General features: G+C 61.3%; 13 protein-coding genes. 6 read left to right on the forward strand and 7 right to left on the reverse strand.

Annotated elements, in window-relative coordinates; translation table 11 throughout:
* Window positions 1-196: 196 nt before the first annotated feature.
* The 3 genes from gdhA to CAG00_RS26290 form a co-directional block, all read right to left on the reverse strand.
* Complete coding sequence (gdhA, locus tag CAG00_RS26280; RefSeq protein WP_015268894.1) at window positions 197-1,537, reverse strand: NADP-specific glutamate dehydrogenase; 1,341 nt, start codon at window positions 1,535-1,537, stop codon at window positions 197-199.
* A gap of 313 nt (window positions 1,538-1,850) precedes the next feature.
* The gene (gene ettA / locus CAG00_RS26285; RefSeq protein ID WP_015268893.1) at window positions 1,851-3,518 is read right to left on the reverse strand and encodes an energy-dependent translational throttle protein EttA; all 1,668 of its coding nucleotides are present in this window, start codon (window positions 3,516-3,518) and stop codon (window positions 1,851-1,853) included.
* A 290-nt stretch (window positions 3,519-3,808) separates the two neighbouring features.
* Window positions 3,809-4,222, reverse strand: coding sequence for a hypothetical protein (locus CAG00_RS26290; protein WP_085665692.1), 414 nt, complete (start codon window positions 4,220-4,222; stop codon window positions 3,809-3,811).
* 248 nt (window positions 4,223-4,470) lie between these two features.
* Here CAG00_RS26290 and CAG00_RS26295 point away from each other — a divergent pair, with 248 nt between their 5' ends.
* The 4 genes from CAG00_RS26295 (at window position 4,471) to CAG00_RS26310 (ending at window position 11,675) form a co-directional block, all read left to right on the forward strand.
* Window positions 4,471-8,301 (forward strand): GGDEF and EAL domain-containing protein, encoded by a 3,831-nt coding sequence (locus CAG00_RS26295; RefSeq protein ID WP_085665693.1) that lies wholly within the window; start codon window positions 4,471-4,473, stop codon window positions 8,299-8,301.
* Window positions 8,302-8,643: 342 nt separating this feature from the next.
* Window positions 8,644-9,897 carry a serine hydroxymethyltransferase gene (glyA, locus tag CAG00_RS26300; protein WP_025337620.1) on the forward strand — a complete coding sequence of 418 codons (1,254 nt, stop codon included), beginning with the start codon at window positions 8,644-8,646 and terminating at the stop codon, window positions 9,895-9,897.
* A 141-nt stretch (window positions 9,898-10,038) separates the two neighbouring features.
* Entirely contained in the window at window positions 10,039-10,632 is a 594-nt protein-coding gene (locus CAG00_RS26305) for a hypothetical protein (RefSeq protein WP_085665694.1), read from the forward strand.
* Between the two features lie 89 nt (window positions 10,633-10,721).
* Window positions 10,722-11,675: an arsenic resistance protein gene (locus CAG00_RS26310; protein WP_085665695.1), complete on the forward strand. Its 954-nt coding sequence runs from the start codon at window positions 10,722-10,724 to the stop codon at window positions 11,673-11,675.
* Window positions 11,676-11,934: 259 nt separating this feature from the next.
* Here the strand turns inward: CAG00_RS26310 and CAG00_RS26315 are convergent, their stop codons facing one another.
* The 3 genes from CAG00_RS26315 to CAG00_RS26325 form a co-directional block, all read right to left on the reverse strand.
* On the reverse strand, window positions 11,935-12,864 hold the full coding sequence (locus CAG00_RS26315; RefSeq protein ID WP_085665696.1) for a malate dehydrogenase: 930 nt from the start codon (window positions 12,862-12,864) through the stop codon (window positions 11,935-11,937).
* 845 nt (window positions 12,865-13,709) lie between these two features.
* Window positions 13,710-14,459: a hypothetical protein gene (locus CAG00_RS26320; protein WP_139832841.1), complete on the reverse strand. Its 750-nt coding sequence runs from the start codon at window positions 14,457-14,459 to the stop codon at window positions 13,710-13,712.
* A gap of 366 nt (window positions 14,460-14,825) precedes the next feature.
* Window positions 14,826-15,053, reverse strand: coding sequence for a hypothetical protein (locus CAG00_RS26325; RefSeq protein WP_085665697.1), 228 nt, complete (start codon window positions 15,051-15,053; stop codon window positions 14,826-14,828).
* A 658-nt stretch (window positions 15,054-15,711) separates the two neighbouring features.
* On the opposite strand from CAG00_RS26325, the gene CAG00_RS26330 reads away from it, so the two are divergent.
* Entirely contained in the window at window positions 15,712-16,461 is a 750-nt protein-coding gene (locus CAG00_RS26330) for an NYN domain-containing protein (protein ID WP_256579166.1), read from the forward strand.
* 371 nt (window positions 16,462-16,832) lie between these two features.
* Here the strand turns inward: CAG00_RS26330 and CAG00_RS26335 are convergent, their stop codons facing one another.
* Complete coding sequence (locus tag CAG00_RS26335) at window positions 16,833-17,876, reverse strand: multidrug effflux MFS transporter (RefSeq protein ID WP_256579165.1); 1,044 nt, start codon at window positions 17,874-17,876, stop codon at window positions 16,833-16,835.
* Between the two features lie 143 nt (window positions 17,877-18,019).
* Here CAG00_RS26335 and CAG00_RS26340 point away from each other — a divergent pair, with 143 nt between their 5' ends.
* Window positions 18,020-18,889, forward strand: a complete 870-nt coding sequence (locus tag CAG00_RS26340; protein ID WP_085665699.1) for a LysR family transcriptional regulator — start codon at window positions 18,020-18,022, stop codon at window positions 18,887-18,889.
* The last annotated feature ends 625 nt before the right edge of the window (window positions 18,890-19,514 follow it).

Genomic DNA, 19,514 nt, shown 5'->3' on the forward strand with positions numbered 1-19,514 from the left:
GGGATGAGGTGGTCTGGCGGCGGCCGGTGGGGGAGCAAGTGATCGAAGTGGTTGAGGTTTTGGGTGAAGGTTGAGGACCTGGGGGCTGCTTTGCAGCCCATCGCGACACAAGGCCGCTCCCACAGGAGTACGCATTTCCCTGTGGGAGCGGCCTTGTGTCGCGAAAGGGCCGCAAAGCGGCCCCAACGGCCTCAGATCAAACGACGCCCTGCGCCAGCATCGCATCAGCCACTTTCACGAAGCCTGCGATGTTCGCACCTTTGACATAGTTGATGCTGCCATCCGCCTCTTCACCGTAATGCACGCAAGCATGGTGAATGGACTGCATGATGTTGTGCAGCTTGCTGTCCACCTCACCGGCAGTCCACAGCAGGCGCATGGCGTTCTGCGACATCTCCAGGCCCGACACGGCCACGCCGCCGGCGTTGGAGGCCTTGCCCGGGGCATACAGGATGCCCGCTTCCAGGAAGATATCCACAGCCTCCAGGGTGGTCGGCATGTTGGCGCCTTCGGCCACGCAGATGCAGCCATTGCGTAGCAAGGTGCGGGCGTCTTCGGCGTCCAGCTCGTTCTGCGTGGCACACGGCAGGGCGATGTCGCACGGCAGGCTCCACGGGGTCTGGCCCTTGCGGAACTCCAGGCCGAACTGCGCGGCCAGTTCGCTGATGCGGCCACGCTTGACGTTCTTCAACTCCATCACCGCATCCCACTGGGCATCGGTCAGGCCGGCTTCGGCGTACAGGGTGCCTTCGGAGTCGGACAGCGAAATCACCTTGCCGCCCAGGTCCATGACCTTGCGCGCAGCATACTGGGCCACGTTACCCGAACCGGAAATCGCCACGCGGCAGCCATCGATACGTTTGTCCTGGCGCTTGAGCATTTCCTCGGCGAAGTACACGCAGCCGTAGCCGGTGGCTTCCGGGCGGATCAGGCTGCCGCCGTAGGTCATGCCCTTGCCGGTCAGCACCGAAGTGAACTGGTTGGCCAGGCGCTTGTACTGGCCGAACATGAAGCCGATTTCGCGGGCACCCACGCCGATGTCGCCGGCCGGGACGTCCAGGTCTGCGCCAATGTGGCGGTACAGCTCGCTCATGAACGCCTGGCAGAAGCGCATGACTTCGGCGTCGCTCTTGCCTTTGGGGTCGAAGTCCGAGCCGCCTTTGCCGCCGCCCATGGGCAGCGAGGTGAGGGAGTTCTTGAACACCTGCTCGAAGGCCAGGAACTTGAGCACGCCCAGGTTGACCGACGGGTGGAAGCGCAGGCCGCCCTTGTACGGGCCGATGGCGCTGCTCATCTGGATGCGGTAACCGCGGTTGACCTGCACCTTGCCCTGGTCATCGACCCAGGACACGCGGAACAGCACCGCGCGCTCGGGCTCGACCATGCGCTCCAGAATGCCGGCCTGCAGGTAATGCGGGTTGGCCTCGAGGAATGGCCACAGGCTGCGCAACACTTCTTCCACAGCCTGGTGGAATTCAGGTTGGGCCGGGTCGCGTTGCTTCAGGCGCGCGAGGAAATTGTCGACAGATTCGATCATGGTAGACATCTCACCAAGAGGATTGGACTTATTGGTTTTTTCACGAATGTACCAAGAAGCAATCGCACCGGAATAGGGCGAAATGTCGTTTTTTTGAAATTATTTGGTGCGTTTTCTATAAGTGTATACAAAACCAGGGTCGGCGGCGGCTTCATTCGCGGGCTCGCCCGCTCCTACAGGTTCATCACAGGCCTCGGGTTCCAGAGGCTCCTGGGGGAGCGGGCATGCCCGCGAATGAAGCCAGCACCACTTTCCAGCCAGGCACAAAAATGGGGCCTCAAATGGCCCCATTCTTGTGCGTCAGAACACCGGCTTACTGGGCCAGCTTCTTGTGCCGTACACGGTGCGGCTGGGCAGCAGCATCGCCCAGGCGCTTCTTGCGGTCAGCTTCGTACTCGGTGTAGTTACCCTCGAAGAACACCACGTTCGAGTCGTCTTCGTACGCCAGGATGTGGGTAGCCACACGGTCCAGGAACCAACGGTCGTGGGAGATCACGATCGCCGCGCCCGGGAAGTCCAGCAGGGCTTCTTCCAGCGAACGCAGGGTTTCGACGTCGAGGTCGTTGGACGGTTCGTCGAGCAGCAGGACGTTACCGCCCTCCTTCAGGGTCAGGGCCAGGTGCAGGCGGCCACGCTCACCACCGGACAGGTCCTTGACGAACTTCTGCTGGTCGCCACCCTTGAAGTTGAAGCGGCCCACATAGGTACGCGACGGGATCTCGTAGTTGCCGATGCGGATCATGTCGGAGCCGTCGGAAACCTGCTGGAACACGGTCTTGCCGCCGTCCAGGTCCTCGCGGCTCTGGTCGACGCAGGCCAGCTGCACGGTTTCACCGATCTCGATGCTGCCCGAGTCCGGTTGTTCCTTGCCCATCAGCATGCGGAACAGGGTCGACTTACCGGCACCGTTACCACCGATCACGCCGACGATGGCGCCTTTAGGCATGGAGAACGACAGGTTGTCGATCAGCACGCGGTCGCCGTAGCCCTTGGTGACGTTCTTGAACTCGATGACCTTGTCGCCCAGGCGCGGACCGGCCGGGATGTAGATCTCGTTGGTTTCGCTGCGCTTCTGGAATTCCTGCGACTGCATTTCTTCAAAGCGCTGCAGACGGGCCTTGGACTTGGACTGGCGGGCCTTGGCGCCTTTGCGCACCCATTCCAGTTCCTCTTTCATGGCCTTCTCGTGGGCGCTCTGCTGCTTGGATTCCTGCGCCAGGCGCTCGGACTTGGCTTCCAGCCAGCCCGAGTAGTTGCCTTCGTACGGGATGCCGGCGCCGCGGTCCAGTTCCAGGATCCAGCCGGCGACGTTGTCGAGGAAGTAACGGTCGTGGGTAATGGCTACCACGGTGCCCGGGAAGTCGTGCAGGAAGCGCTCCAGCCAGGCCACCGAGTCGGCGTCCAGGTGGTTGGTCGGTTCGTCCAGCAGCAGCATGTCGGGGGCCGACAGCAGCAGGCGGCACAGGGCCACGCGGCGCTTCTCACCACCGGACAGGTGCTCGATGCGTGCGTCCCAGGCCGGCAGGCGCAGGGCGTCGGCGGCAACGTCCAGCTGGCGCTCAAGGTTGTGGCCGTCAGCGGCCTGCAGGATGGCTTCCAGCTTGGCCTGCTCGGCGGCCAGCTTGTCGAAGTCGGCATCCGGTTCGGCGTAGGCGGCGTAGACCTCGTCCAGGCGTGCCTGGGCGTCCTTGATCACGCTGACCGCTTCCTCGACCACTTCGCGCACCGACTTGTTCGGGTCCAGTTGCGGTTCCTGCGGCAGGTAGCCAACGTTGATGTCGGGCATCGGACGGGCTTCGCCGTCGAATTCCTTGTCGACGCCCGCCATGATCCGCAGCAGGGTCGATTTACCGGCGCCGTTCAGGCCGAGCACGCCGATCTTGGCGCCCGGGAAGAACGACAGGGAAATGTTCTTGAGAATTTCCCGCTTCGGCGGCACGACCTTGCTCAGCCGATGCATGGTGTAGACGTATTGAGCCAAAACCAAGCCCTCTAATCAGATAGGTAAAGACATCGACGATCGCCCCGGCGCGCTGGCCAGGGGGATGTATTTACGGGGTGTCATTGAACAAAGTCGACCATTCTACGCCAACGCGCGGCGTTGCATAGGAGGGGCGGATGGTGGGGGTGGGATCGGGGGGAATCTATTGCCTGTACCGGCCTCTTCGCGGCTAAAGCCGCTCCCACAGGTACTGCACAGTTCTCGAAGGCAGTGATAATCCCTGTGGGAGCGGCTTTAGCCGCGAAAGGGCCGGTACAGCTGCAGATGACTCAGACGTGACGCTGCTTGGCCTTGCCCCGCGGCAAGCGGCAACGGTCGCCCTGCTCGGCCAGACGCGCGGCCCAGGCGGACTTCACGCTGAAGCCACCGCTGCGAGCCGGTTGCTGCTCGGCAGCCTTGGCCGGTTTGGCCGGTTTGGCGGCCGCAGGCACACTGCTGACGACCTTCGCCGCCGGCTTGGCCTCGGCCACGGTAACTGCTGGCTCTGCTGCCGCCTTGGCGGTCTTGCGCAGTTCAGCCAGCGAAGGGCTCTTGCTCTTGGCGACAGCTGCCGCCTCGGGTTTGCTCAGCGAACGCTGGCAAGACTTGCAGGATACGTCCTCGGTCACGGCAGTGCTGACAAGGGTCTGACTGCTGCGCCCGCAGGCGGAATCGAGGCCATTGGAGGAAAAGTGAGTAACCAAAACCGAACATCTCCGATGCGTTGTCATTTGAAGCGGGCGCTATTCTCGCACAGGTTGCAGGGGCTTGCCGAACCACCGGGCAGGCACCACCGGTCATATTGGCTGGCACTTTGCCATAATCCTAGGCATGCTAGCTCGTTTCGGGTGTCCGGCCTTATAGTGCGCCACCGCTGTCTGGCAACCAGACACCGGCACACACCGTGCATGATCCATCCCTGCCATCGCCAGCCCAATCGCAGGATCAACGCTTGACCAATCTTACTCATCCGTCGTCATTGCGTTCCGCGCCACAGGCGCCCGTCGCCTCGCTGCGCGGGTCGATCAAGGGTGCGCTGGCGCTGCTGGCCCTGATCCTGCTGGGCCTGCTGCTGTGGCAGCTGTTCGCCCAGTTCAACCATACCCAGGCCGACCTGCGCAAACAGAGCCTGGATGCCACCGCCGAACTGGCCGACCACCTGAGCCTGAACATGGCGTTCAAGGCCCAGCAGGCCGTGAATGTGGTGCAGCCTTACGTCAAGGCGCCGACGCCCTCGGCCCTGCCCAGCCTGCTGGGTACCCTGCGCGAGCGCCTGCCGGCCCTGCAGAGCATGGCCTGGCTAGACGCTACCGGGCAGGTGCAGGCCGACAGCCTGGCCGGCAGCCCCGACCGCCATTTGCTTGACGAGCTGCTCAGGCTGAACCAGGGCAGCCCGTACTTCTTCACCAATTCGGCCGACAACCGCACCCTCTACCTGTTGCTACGCCAGGCCACCGAACAGGGCCGCGGCTACTGGCTGCTACGCCTGTCGCCGGACTATTACCGCACCCTCACCCTCCATCTGGATGGTGCCGGCCACCCGCTGTGGCTGCTGGAAAACAGCCGCAACGGCGAGGTACTGCAAAGCCATGCGCCAGCCGACACCAGCAACGAGCCGCTGCAAAGCGTGATGCTGGCCTTCATCGAAAACAGTACCTGGCAGTTGCGCGGCCTGTTCGACGCCAAGCTGGCCCAGCAGAAGCTGCTGCCGGCGCTGCTCGGCAAATGCCTGCTGGTGCTGTTCTGCGCCCTGCTGCCGGTGCTGGCCCTGATCAACATGCGCCGCCGCCAACGGGCGCTGCAGGAAGACCGCCGGCGCTACCAGGAAATCTTCGAAGGCACCGGCGTGGCCTTGTGCGTGCTCGACCTGTCCAGCCTGCCCGGCCAACTCGACCGCTACCACCTGCGCAACCGTGCCGCGCTCAAGCACAGCCTGGCCCTGGACCCCAACCTGCGCCGCTCGCTGCTGCTGGAGCTGAAGATCACCGAGATCAACCAGGTGGCCCGCCAGTTGTTGAATATCGACAGCCACGAAGGTGCCTGGCAGCGCCTGATCGACGGCACTGGCGATGGCCGCGACAGCATCGGCATGCAACTGATCGACGCGCTGATCGAGCAGCGCCCGCTGCTGGAGCTGGAAGTGCGCCTGCCGGCGCCACTGGGTGGCGAGCTGCACCTGTGGCTGATGGCCCGCCTGCCGCAGCAGCGCCGTGACTACCAGGCGGTCATCCTCAGCATCAGCGACATCACCAGCCGCAAGCAGGTGGAGCTGTCGCTGCTGGAGCGCGAAAGCTTCTGGTCGGACGTGGTGCGCACCGTGCCCGACCAGCTGTACGTGCAGGACGTGCTCAGCCAGCGAATGATTTTCAGCAACCGCCACCTCGGCCAGACGCTGGGCTACGACCGTACCGAGCTGGCGCAGATGGGCGACCGCTTCTGGGAGCTGCTGCTGCACCCCGAGGACGCCGCGCACTACCAGGCGCTGCGCCAGCAACAGCGCGACAGCGGCCATGACCAACCGCTGCACTGCCAGCTGCGCTTCCGCCACCGGGATGGCGGCTGGCGCTGCTACGACATCCGCGAACAAGTGCTGACCCGCGACGCCGATGGCCTGGTGACGCGCATCATCGGCGTGGGCAAGGACGTGACGGTGCAGATCGAGGCCAGCCAGTCGCTGCGCGACAGCGAACAGCGCTACCGCATGCTCGCCGAAAGCATCAGCGACGTGATCTTCTCCACCGACAGGCTGCTCCAGCTCAACTACGTGAGCCCCTCGGTGCAGGGCGTGCTGGGCTACCAGGTCGACTGGATCTTCGCCAACGGCTGGCAGTCGATCGTCGCCAACCCGTCCCAGCTCACCGGTATCTACAGCCTGATGGAGCGCGTCAGCAAGGCCATGGGCGACCCGGCCCAGCTGGCCCAGCTACGCAGCCAGCTGCCCACCCAGCTGTTCCTGTTCGACTGCCTGCGCGCGGATGGCCGCAAGATCCCCATCGAACTGCGCCTGGTGCTGGTGTGGGACGATGAAGAACGCTTCGAAGGCGTGCTCGGGGTGGGCCGCGACATCAGCCAGCAACGCCGCGCCGAAAAAGACCTGCGCATGGCCGCGACGGTATTCGAGCACTCCACCTCGGCCATCCTCATCACCGACCCGGCCGGCTATATCGTCCAGGCCAACGAAGCGTTCAGCCGCGTCAGTGGCTACGCCGTCAGCGAGGTGCTCGACCAGTTGCCGGGCATGCTTACCGTCGACGAGCAGCAGGAAGGCCACCTGCGCTACGTGGTCAAGCAGCTGTACCAGCGCGGCAGCTGGGAAGGCGAGGTGTGGCTCAAGCGCCGCGACGGCGACCACTACCCGGCCTGGGTCGGCATTACCGCGGTGCTGGACGACGAAGGCGACCTGGCCAGCTACGTGTGCTTCTTCACCGACATCAGCGAGCGCAAGGCCAGCGAACAGCGCATCCACCGCCTGGCCTACTACGACGCCCTCACCCACCTGCCCAACCGCACGTTGTTCCAGGACCGCCTGTACAACGCCCTGCAGCAGGCCGAGCGACAAAAGGCCTGGGTGGTGCTGATGTTCCTCGACCTGGACCGTTTCAAGCCGATCAACGACTCCCTCGGCCACGCTGCCGGCGACCGCATGCTCAAGGACATGGCCCAGCGCCTGCTGGCCTGCGTGGACAACGACGACACCGTGGCGCGCATGGGCGGCGACGAGTTCACCCTGCTGCTGCAACCGCGCGCTACCCGCGAGATGGCACTCAACCGCGCCATCCACGTGGCCGAGAACATCCTCGGCAGCCTGGTGCGGCCGTTCGTGCTGGAAAACCGCGAGTTCTTCGTCACCGCCAGTATCGGCATCGCCCTCAGCCCGCAGGACGGCAGCGAGCTGAGCCAGCTGATGAAAAACGCCGACACCGCCATGTACCACGCCAAGGAGCGCGGCAAGAACAACTTCCAGTTCTACCAGGCGGAGATGAACGCCAGTGCCCTGGAACGCCTGGAGCTGGAGAGCGACCTGCGCCATGCCATGGAGCAGAACGAGTTCATCCTCTACTACCAGCCGCAGTTCAGCGGCGACGGCAAGCGCCTGACCGGCGCCGAAGCCCTGCTGCGCTGGCGCCACCCGACCCGCGGCCTGGTGCCGCCGGGCGATTTCATCCCGGTGATCGAAGAACTGGGCCTGGTGGTGGACGTGGGCGACTGGGTGCTGCGCGAGGCCAGCCGCCAGCTCAAGGCCTGGCACAAGGCCAAGGTGCGCGTGCCCAAGGTGTCGGTGAACATCTCGGCACGGCAGTTCTCCGACGGCCAGCTGGGCACGCGCATCGCCACCATTCTGGAAGAAACCGGCCTGCCACCGGCGTGCCTGGAGCTGGAGCTGACCGAAAGCATCCTGATGCGCGAAGTGAACGAAGCCATGCAGATTCTCGCCAGCCTGAAAAACCTCGGCCTGAGCATCGCGGTGGACGACTTCGGCACCGGTTACTCGTCGCTGAACTACCTCAAGCAGTTCCCGATCGATGTGTTGAAGATCGACCGCACCTTCGTCGACGGCCTGCCTGAAGGCGAGCAGGATGCGCAGATTGCCCGGGCGATCATCGCCATGGCCCATAGCCTCAACCTGGCGGTAATTGCCGAAGGCGTGGAAACCCACGAGCAGCTGGAGTTCCTGCGCGAGCATGGTTGCGACGAGGTGCAGGGCTACCTGTTCGGCCGGCCGATGCCGGCGCATCAGTTCGAGGCGCAGTTCGCCAACGAGAAGCTGTTCATGTTCCATTGACCCCGACGCCTCCTGGCGTGCGCGGACTCTTGTAGGAGCGGCCTTGCGTCGCGAAAGGACCGCAACGCGGTCCCGACGATTTCGGCAGCAACGCTGCAATCGTGGGGCCGCTGCGCGCCCCTTTCGCGACACAAGGCCGCTCCTACAGGGACCGCGCCCGGCCTGAGAAGCGCACCTGTAAAAACGGACCTTCGAGTCAACTCCAGTTCCCGCCCAGCCCAGACACGGCGCGGGATGCAACATGAAGCCCATTGGTCCGCGACTTGATGCCACTTCATATGCCAGCCGCGAATCAATCGGTTAGAATGCCCCCCCAATTCACCCCGATCCTTGAGGACCGCCATGTTCAGCCGTGATTTGACCATTGCCAAGTACGACGCCGAGCTCTTCGAAGCCATGCAGCAAGAAGCTCTGCGCCAGGAAGAGCATATCGAGCTGATCGCTTCGGAAAACTACACCAGCCCGGCAGTCATGGAGGCCCAGGGCTCGGTCCTGACCAACAAGTACGCCGAAGGCTACCCGGGCAAGCGCTACTACGGTGGTTGCGAGTATGTCGACGTCGTCGAGCAGCTGGCCATCGACCGTGCCAAGGAACTGTTCGGCGCCGACTACGCCAACGTCCAGCCGCACGCCGGCTCCCAGGCCAACGCCGCCGTCTACCTGGCCCTGCTGTCGGCCGGTGACACCATCCTGGGCATGAGCCTGGCCCACGGTGGCCACCTGACCCACGGTGCTTCGGTAAGCTCCTCGGGCAAGCTGTACAACGCCATCCAGTACGGCATCGACGGCAACGGCCTGATCGACTACGACGAAGTCGAGCGCCTGGCTGTCGAGCACAAGCCCAAGATGATCGTTGCCGGTTTCTCGGCCTACTCGCAGGTTCTGGACTTCGCCCGCTTCCGCGCCATCGCCGACAAGGTCGGTGCCTACCTGTTCGTCGACATGGCCCACGTTGCCGGCCTGGTTGCCGCTGGCGTGTACCCGAACCCAGTTCCGTTCGCCGACGTGGTCACCACCACCACCCACAAGACCCTGCGCGGCCCGCGCGGCGGCCTGATCCTCGCTCGCAAGAACGAAGAGATCGAGAAGAAGCTGAACTCCGCCGTCTTCCCTGGCGCCCAGGGTGGCCCGCTGGAGCACGTCATCGCTGCCAAGGCCATCTGCTTCAAGGAAGCCCTGCAGCCTGAGTTCAAGGCTTACCAGCAGCAGGTCGTGAAGAACGCCCAGGCCATGGCCAGCGTATTCATCGAGCGTGGTTTCGACGTGGTTTCCGGTGGCACCCAGAACCACCTGTTCCTGCTGTCGCTGATCAAGCAGGAAATCTCCGGCAAGGACGCTGACGCCGCCCTGGGCAAAGCCTTCATCACCGTCAACAAGAACTCGGTACCGAACGACCCACGTTCCCCGTTCGTCACCTCGGGCCTGCGTTTCGGCACCCCAGCCGTTACCACCCGTGGTTTCAAGGAAGCCGAGTGCCGCGAGCTGGCAGGCTGGATCTGCGACATCCTGGCTGACCTGAACAACGAAGCGGTGATCGACGCCGTGCGTGAGAAGGTCAAGGCCATCTGCAAGAAGCTGCCGGTTTACGGCAACTGATTGGCGCAAGCCTGCAGTGAACAAGCCCGGCCTAGTGCCGGGCTTGTTCGTTTACCGCCACTGCGCGGAACCGGTTCCGAATGGGTGCATTACCAAGACAGGGATAACTTGCCGCTTCTTGTCCCCCTTCGGAGATACGCCATGACCGATCATAAATCACTGTCATTCACCGCATTCCTGCAGATAGCCGGCTGCCCACTCAATACACTCGGCAGTATCTGCAAAGGCCCCATCATCCTTACCAGCCCCACCAATGGCCTTGGCCCCGGCCTCGATGGTAGTCGTGCTCTAGGCATGCTTGATTGCACGGATGAAGACTGGGAACTGGGCAAAGACACCGGGCTGATCACTTTTGACAAAGGCCCCGACGCACTACCACTTCTACTGTACTTTCGCCATTTCGATGACGGCTACAGGCTCTATGTGCGCAGCGGCAAATATTTTGGTGAAGGCATTTTCAGCAACGCCAACGGCTTGATAACGGCTCAGCCCATAACAGACCGTGATCCTGGTCTGTGGAAGCTGATCGATATCCAAAGTGGTCGACCATTCGACCTGGCACGGTGCGAGGGTTCTGAGTGCGGTGTGCAAATGGCAAGCGCCGAAGGGCACCCAGTCGAGGCCCATTACCTTTATCCCGTCGGTGCCTTCCTGGCTTCTTATCCTGCCGCTCATCAAGGAGATGTGACCTTGATCATTCAGGAGCGGGACGTGGACTGGTTGAGCGCAGGCTGAGAGGCCTGGACAAGTAATTGAAGGCGCACCCTCAAGGGGCGAAGCGTATTAACCTGTGTCCCTTTCCACCAACGGACACAGGGCCTACCTTGACCAGAGAACAGCTCGAAACCCAACAGATCCCGATCTACTTCGCCGCCGTGCTGGCCGCCGTCGCCTTCGGCGTGCTGGCCAGCGACACTGCGCGCCACCTGGAAGTCCTGGTTACCCCCGCCATCGCCGTGCTGATGTACGCGATGTTCCTGCAGATCCCTTTCCTCGACCTGCGCCAAGGCCTGAGCAACCGCCGCTTCATCAGCGCCTTGCTGCTGGCCAACTTCATCTTCGTGCCGCTGCTGGTATGGGCCATCACCCGAGGGCTGGTGGCACACCCGGCGATACTCGTCGGCGCCTTGCTGGTGCTGCTGACACCGTGCATCGACTACGTGGTGGTGTTCACCCACATCGGCAAAGGCGACTCCCGCCTGACCCTGGCCGCCACCCCCGTGCTGCTATTGTTGCAACTGGCACTGCTGCCGCTCTACCTGGCCCTGATGCTGGGCGACAGCAGCAAAGTGGCCATCTCCATCACCCCGTTCGTGGAAGCCTTCGTGCTGCTGATCGTGCTGCCTATGGCGCTTGCCGTGCTCACCAGCGCCGGCGCCCGTCGCTCGCGCACGGTCTCGACCTGGAACGACGCCTGGGCGTGGATGCCGGTACCCGCCATGGCCCTGGTGCTGGTGGTAGTGATCGCCTCGCAGATTGCCGTGGTGCTGCGTGATTTCGACCGTTTGCTGCCGGTGATTCCGGTGTACATCGGCTTCATGCTGTTGGCGCCGGTGCTTGGGTTCGTTGCATCGCGCTTGCTGCGCTTGCCGGTGACCGAGGCACGCTCGGTCACCTTCAGCGCCGCCACGCGCAACTCGCTGGTGGTGTTGCCGTTGGCGCTGGCGCTGCCCGAAGAAATGCGCGGGCTGGCCGCCGCTGCGGTGATTACCCAGACGCTGGTGGAGCTGGTGTGTGAACTGGTTTACGTGCGGGCAGTGCCGCTGCTGGTGCGCTGAACCGCCAGCGCACGCCAGAGCAACAGTCTGTGCTGCCTACGCTGGCCTCATCGCCGGCAAGCCAGCTCCCACAGGTGCAGCGCAAGTCCCCAGGCCTGCGATGAACCTGTGGGAGCGGGCGAGCCCGCGAAGGGCTGCGGAGCAGCCCCTCGATATCTGCGGCAGTGCTAACATCCGGGGGCCGCGTCGCGGCCCTTTCGCGACACAAGGCCGCTCCTACAATTGACCGCGCCCCCCGCCCCAAGGCGCTCGGCCTCGCTTACAAGGCCTTCATCTCAGCGATATCCCGCGCCACCTGATCTGCAGAATGGTCGAACATCAGCTGCTCCTGCGCATCCAGCGGCAACTCGATCACCCGCGCCAGCCCCTCCCCTGCCAGCACACAGGGCACACCCATGGCGATATCCGTTCGCCCGTACTCGCCCTCCAGAATCGCCACCGCCGGCAAGATGCGGTTTCGCCCATTGGCGATCGCATCCACCATCTGCGCAATCGCCACGCCCGGCGCATCGCAGGCGCTACCCAGCTTCTTCAGCCCCAGGATCTCGCCACCACCCTTGCGGGTGCGTTCGACGATCTGCTCGATCTGCTCGCTGGAAAGAAAGTGCGACAGCGGCACCGAGCCGATCTGGCAATAGCGCATCAGCGGCACCATGCTGTCGCCATGCCCGCCCAGGACCAGCGCCGTGATATCCCGGGCAGAAAACCCGGTCTGCTCGGCGATGAAACACTTCATGCGCGCGGTATCCAGCACCCCTGCCTGGCCGAACACCTTGCTGCGCCCCTGCCCGCTGAGGCTCCAGGCGCGATAGGTCAGCACATCGACCGGGTTCGACACCACCAGCACCGTCGCCGTTGGCGCATGCTGTTTGATGTCCGCCATGATGCTATCGATAATCGGCAGGTTGATGCTCAGCACGTCCTGACGCGACTGCCCAGGCTTGCGCGGCACGCCTGCGGTAATCACCACCAGCTCAGACCCGCCCAGCATGTCAGCCTTGGCGCCGCCGTGAACCCGGGTATCGGAACCCGACTCGACTGCCGCCTGCCACACATCCAACGCCTTGCCTTGCGCCATTTCGCCCTGCACATCCATCAACACCAGCTCACGGCACAACTCTTCCCGGGCGATGATCTGCGCCGCCGCCTCGCCGACCATGCCGGCACCCACGATTGTCAGTTTATTCACGTGACACCTCCCAGCGGCGCGCGCCACCAGGAACACGCCTGCAATACACAGAAGTATTGCCCGCTGAGGCGAAAAGGCCACTCGAAGGTGATGTGAGGCCTGTACCATTCGCCACGGTGACGGCTTGGCAACAAAAGCCGTACCCACAGTGATAGCGCCAGCTTGGGACGGTTTCCATACCTGCCCATGCCCATGAACAAAATCTTGAAGGCTTACGCAGTCACTGTAGGAGCTGGCTTGCCTGCGATGCTGCGCAGCAGCCCCAATGACGCGAAGCAACAAACATCAATCAGACGCCTTGGTCATTCTACGGAAACTACTGATTCTTTCCCTTCGATCACTCAAATCTGACACCACAAGTAATGACATCGAAGGAAATATCAACTTCAACACTTGCGCCGTAGCGAATTACTCGTTCTTTATGTACCGTGTCCCAGGACTTGGGACAACTGGGTCAGGTATCACTTGAAAGGTCAAGACTTGCCCTGTACCTGCGGAATTCTGCTTGCCCAGGCTGGACTATATAGCTGCACCATCGACACTGCCGGAAAGGCGTCAACCCGCAGTCTCTAGAAGCAACTTCACTTGCGAGCCGGGCGAAGCTCGTACCACCCATCCGGGCCTGTCTCACCGGCAAACCTGACGCCACAGATACAACGAAACCTCAAGAAATACGCGGTTCCTGTAGGAGCGGCCTTGTGTCGCGATGGGCTGCGCAGCAGCCCCAATAACGCGACCTTACCGGCAGTAACCCTCAGATGGCCGCCCTCGGACTACCCAGACATGACATGGCAGGCTTAGCTCTGCCATTCAGGAAGGTCACCTGCTAATCAAAGCATCGTCTTCTAACGAGTAGAGTCATCATCAGAATCGCCCCGAACTCGTGGTCGGAATTTATAGTCATCCTCAGCTCGCAGCTTATCGGCCAATGGAGGGCAATATATCTGGTCGAACGCTTCTGATGCCCACCACGCCCAATAAAGGATGCAAACAACGATGAGCCCCATTACCAACCAGCCCTGAACACCGAACCATGTGGTGACATAAGACATCAAGCCAGGTATGTCGTAATAAACTCCGACTCTGGCGTTGGCGATTGCCAGCAATGCCAAGCCGAACACCAGCACGCCAGCCTGAAACCGTTGCTCCCGCCACTCTTCACGCTCCGCGTAATGGCTACTCCAGTATTTGTACAAGAACTCACTACCCTCACGAAGGCTATGCTCCCGCAGGGAGCTATACGTCACATGGTTGTGGAGGAGCGATACCTCTCGACCGCTTTCGAGCCAATGCCAAGGTAGAAATGTACCCAGAATGAGGGTGAGCCGAGCCAGGACCGGGATGAATAGCGACACCACCAAACAGAAAATCATGACACATACGAAAATTCGGCCGATATTCTCCCATATCATTGCCATGTCACCGGAGAGGTGCAGCAAGGTCGTATGCAAGACGCACATCAGTGCGATATCCATGAACAAACACACATACGTCAGTTTCAAGGCCCAACGGACCTCCCACGCTTTATCGAAGACCGCTCCCGGTAGCCCTGCGATTGGGTTGGTTGATTTCAAACTCTCTTTGTTCTGATCCACGCACATTCCTCGGTCGTTTTCACTTGGGTCAAGCAAATAGTGGACGTGTAATGCGTCTCCACTTACTTGAATACCTTGCCCCAATGATGGGAAGGCGTGCCACTCAACCCGATGCTTTTACTCACCGGGTGGCAACGCGCTTCAGCTCATACCGGTTAGCTGAAGTGCAGGAGCGCTGACGAGAGAATAGGCCACTGCCGCAGGCATAGCAGATGCCCCAAGGTTAGCGCGGTTCGTGTAGGAGCTGGCTTGCCTGCGATGGGCTGCGCAGCAGCCCCATACCCGACATGACAGGAATAAACCCCAGGCGGCCTTTAGCGAGGGCCATTCGGTAATGTCTGGCCCGCCGCTCATCAATGATCCTGCCTAACTAACAGAATCCAGCCCGTTTCGCTCCATCACCTTCCCACACTGCTCACTGGCCAAACGGCTGATGATCCGGATCGCCTGATGGATACCGGCAGTGTTGCGAAAGCTGAGGTGTGGGTTGTGTTCGCACTCCAGCATTTCGTCGTGCTGGACAAGGGCTTCTCCTAGCAGTTCGAGGGTCCAGGCGTAGCTTTGGATGGTGGATAGGCGTTCTTGGTCAGTCATGGTGCACCTCCCTGGCTGCAGAGACGGAGCGAGATTGACTGGAGGTGAGATCGCTGCGGGCCGTCGAGGAACGGCGGTGGAGAACGAATGCGAGGATCCTGAACGGACTTGAGATAAGCATGCATGAAACTCCAAGTTTGAGTTGGAGCTGCCACGATCCTTCCTACGGGATTGGGTGGCAGCTGTGCATGGGGTAGGAATACCGGGAAACTTGGAAACCCGGCCAGGCCGAAGCCTGCCCACACACAGCCGCCATGACACAGCACGGCAGGCACAAAAAAAGCGCCAGCTGTGGTGCAGGGGCGCCTAGTGCGTGCGCCAAGTTTACCAACGGGTTCCTACGCCCGGTCACGGAATTTTCCGCGACGGAGGAAATTTAGCCTCATGTATTTCGGCCAAGCAAGTGTCAAAGCTGTAGGAAACGTCTCTGAATTATGTGCGAACAGCGTTGAACGCAACCATAAATCCACACCCGATCAATCTGCATCAAAATCCCCATTCAAACTTCGAATGCAGCGAACTAGGCTCAGCTGAAATCCCCAAGGTGAGATGAGGTGCACGATATGAACATTGAAAGTGCTGCCAGGGCAGTTGAGCTAGAGTTTGGTTACACAGGGACTGACCGGGGTACACCGAGGAGTCGAAACGGATAGCACTGCTGATTGACTGCGACAATGTGAGCCATGCATCCATAGGGGGCGTGCTCGATGAGTTGGCCAAGTACGGCATGGTCAACATCAGGCATGCACACGGGAACTGGAGTTCTCCTCTCCTCGCTGGCTGGGTCGAGAAGATCCACCCGTTCGCCATCCGCCCCATGCAGCAATTCGCTTTCACCAAGGGCAAGAATGCCACTGACTCAGCGATGATCATTGATGCAATGGATTTGCTATACAGCAAAAACGTCGATGCCTTTGCACTCATGACAAGCGACAGCGATTTCACACCGTTGGTGCTTCGGCTGCTGGAAAGCGGCTTGCCGGTCTACGGCTTTGGGGAGAAGAAGACGCCGAAGCCTTTTGTAGATGCCTGCTCGCAGTTCATCTACACAGAGAACCTGCTTGGTGATGATCACGAGAAAGCTGATGAAGGCGAAGCGTCTAAATGCAGTAAACGCACCCGAAACGAGCTACGCAGTGACACGGCACTAGTGCGCTTGCTGAGAACGGCTGCAGAGAAGACCGCCGATGACACAGGCTGGTCGCGCCTCAGCCAGGTCGGTAATTTTATCCGCAACAACAGCTCGTTTTCAGCCGTGAACTACGGGCATCGGACCCTTAGCGATCTCATCCGAACCTCAGAGTTGTTCGAGATCGATATGCGGCAAGGTGGAACGGCGATGTACATCAAAGCTGCTCGGAAATCAAACCCGGTGCTGCATTCCCAAACTGAGGTATCCATCTCATGAATTTGTACTTCGGCTGCTGGGGTAACCTCATTTACGCTCTGTGAATTGCCGTTGGCCATCAGCACAGAATTACCAGCAAGGTTACTCGCTGGTTGAACACGGGTTGATGCTATGTTCAGCCGCTGGGATGATACCGCTCTCACTCACGCGGCAGGGATAGCCAGTGCCTACCAAACGTATCGACAGACCGAAGCGCCTGAGCCAATACCAAAGGCCATCCTGAAGAAACCTTGTAAGGGCTATCTCATGGGGCTATCAACTATGCGCCCGATGTTGTTTGCAGAGAGATGGTAAACATACGGACAATGCGAGCAGACTAAACACCAGTACCGCGCCGCCGAGTACGCTAAAGCTCGTGCCGAAAGCCGCGCTTACGCCCATTGCCATAAGCGCAGCGCTGCCGATCTGGCAGAACCCAACCAATCCCGACGCGGTAGCCGCATACCCATGCTCGCTGGCGATGGCACCGGAGACCGCCAGCGACAGCGACGATCCGTTAGCAAGGCTGACCAGGCACATTGGCAGTACCACAGCCGCCGCGCCAGACCACCCCAATGCCGCGGCAGTGAGAAACGCTGCGCCGCCGAGTACAAAACATGCAATGCCGACGGTGGCCAGCGGTCAAGCAATCGCTTCGCCAGCAAGTTCGCGCCAACGATGCCTGCCGTCAGCGGCAAATACAGCCAGCCGCTCTGTTCTTCGCTCAATCCCGCCCGTACGAATAGGAACGGCGACTGTGTCAGATATACGAACCACGCGCAGTAGATCGTGCAGACCACCAGCGTATAGCGGCGAAAGGTCCGGTCGCGTAACACATGGCTAAATCCGGCAAAAGGAGAAGTCCGAGTGCGCGCCGACACGGGCAGCGTTTCAGGCAGTAACGTCAACGCCATCAGCAGCGCCACAGCGCCAAAGGCCGCCACGAACAGGAAGTCGGCCCGCCACCCAAACGCGACGGCCAAATGCCCGCCAATAGCCGGAGCCAAAGCCGGCGACAGCGACACTAATGGATAAACCACCGCATAGACCTTGGCCGAGATGCGCTTATCGCAGGTATCGGCGATAAGCGCCCGGCCGATGACCAGTCCCGCTGCCGCTCCAACCGCTTCAACCATACGCCAAGCCAGGAAGCCTACATAGCTGCCCGACGCCGCGCAGCCCAGAGAACCGATCAGGTAGAGCACACCACCGGCCAGCACTACTGGCTTGCGGCCGTAACGGTCAGACAACGGACCGTAAGCCAGTTGCGAGATAGCCAGTGCCAGCAGGTAGAAAGAAACCGTCTGCGGCATTTGCCAGTCGGCGATATCGAACTCGGTGGTCATGCTCGGCATGGCGGGAAGGTAGATATCCGAAGCAATGAGACCAAAGGTACTCAGCATGGCAACGGTCAGGATAAAAGATAAACGAGGCATGGCGCTCCCAAGCAACCGGTTTGGATTAGTTGCAGATCAAGGGTTCAACGGAATGAACACTATGTTAAGGAGATGCCTAAAATGCGAAAATGCATGAAATAGCATTCTATGGCTGCATATTCGCAGCAAGGTGAAGAACGGAGATGAACTGGGACGACATACGGATTTTCCTGGCGGTACAGCGTGCCGGCACCCTCCGCGGTGCGGCCCAACATCTGACCATCGACCAGACTACGGTAAGCCGGCGCCTGGCCGGGTTGGAGCAGGCTCTGGGCAGTCGGCTGTTCCTGCGCAGCACTGGTGGCTTGGTGTTGACCGACACCGGTCAGCAGGTAGTGCGTATGGCCGAAGGCATGGAGCGCATGGCCGTCTCCTTCGAGCGGCGCGGTGAAGGCACCGACACGCACGCCTCTGGCGAGGTGCGTGTGACAACCACCGATGCACTCGCCGTGGATTTCGTTGTACCGGCCATCGAACGGCTACGTGCCAGCCACCCCGAGGTGCGCGTGATCTTGACGACTACCACACGGCTGCTCGACCTAGGACGCAGGGAAGCCGATGTTGCCGTGCGCACCCTGCGACCGGAGCAACCCGACCTGATCGTGCGACAACTCGCTCGCTGGGATGTTGGCCTGTACGCAACCCGGAGTTACTTGGAGCAACACGGGGAGCCGAGGCTTGGAGAAGCTTTCGCAGGCCACGACATTGCGCTTTACCAAGAAGGTGTGACAGTGCGCCAGGACGAGACACTGGCAGGCGAATCCAGAGCTCAAGGCCGCGTGGTCGCTGAACTGGATTCAAGCCTGATGCTGGCGACCTTCGTACGCGCTGGTCTGGCCTTAGGCGAGTTACCAGAATATGTAGCCCGGCGTGATTCTGAACTGGTGCGGTTATGGCCTGATCGTCATCGGGCCAAGTCCTATGAAGCGTGGCTGGTTCTACATCAGGACTTGGCCCACACCACCAGAGTACGTGTGGTCGTGGACGCAATCATGGCCGCTTTCAGTGACTGATGGCGGCCGATACAGCACTCGGGAAGACACTAGTCGCGATGCTCAGGCTGGAGAGCTGGGCGCCTGATTATCTGATACGGGTAGTTCACGGCACGTAGCTCGGTCACCTGCTGGGCCTGCGCCACCTGCACATTTTCGTTGCTCCTGCGCTTTCTCGTCAGACCTGCTGGCCCATCCTGGCCTGACGCACGTTCGCCGCCAGGGTCAGGTCGCCCTAGGTCTGCCCCTGTTCCGCTGCCAGGTCTACTTGGTTCCCGCGGACGGCGGCGGACGTACTTGCCCGGCTCTGTACCGCGTCGAGAACCAGCCCACAGTGTCGTTTTCCACACACTGGCGCGTATCGAGTCGATCGATATTGGTAGTTTCGTGGAGGCTGGCCAGACCAAGGAAATGCCCACAGCGTTCAGGGTATCTCCGTTTCGGAGACACCTTTGCCGTAGGGGCGTGGAGATATCCACCATCCCTTAGCTGTGGTGGTGACCATGGCCCGCGTTGCAGCCCAAAGGGCAGCGCCATCTCCCGAAGGGTATGCAGTGGGTCTACGGGTTGTGTGATGGCCAGGCGGGGTCAGCAGCTGTAGATCATGATGGAAGGCTTGGCAAGCTGAAAATATCTCTAACCGGTG

Source organism: Pseudomonas sp. B5(2017) (genome assembly GCF_002112825.1).
Classification (GTDB): Bacteria; Pseudomonadota; Gammaproteobacteria; order Pseudomonadales; family Pseudomonadaceae; genus Aquipseudomonas; species Aquipseudomonas putida_Z.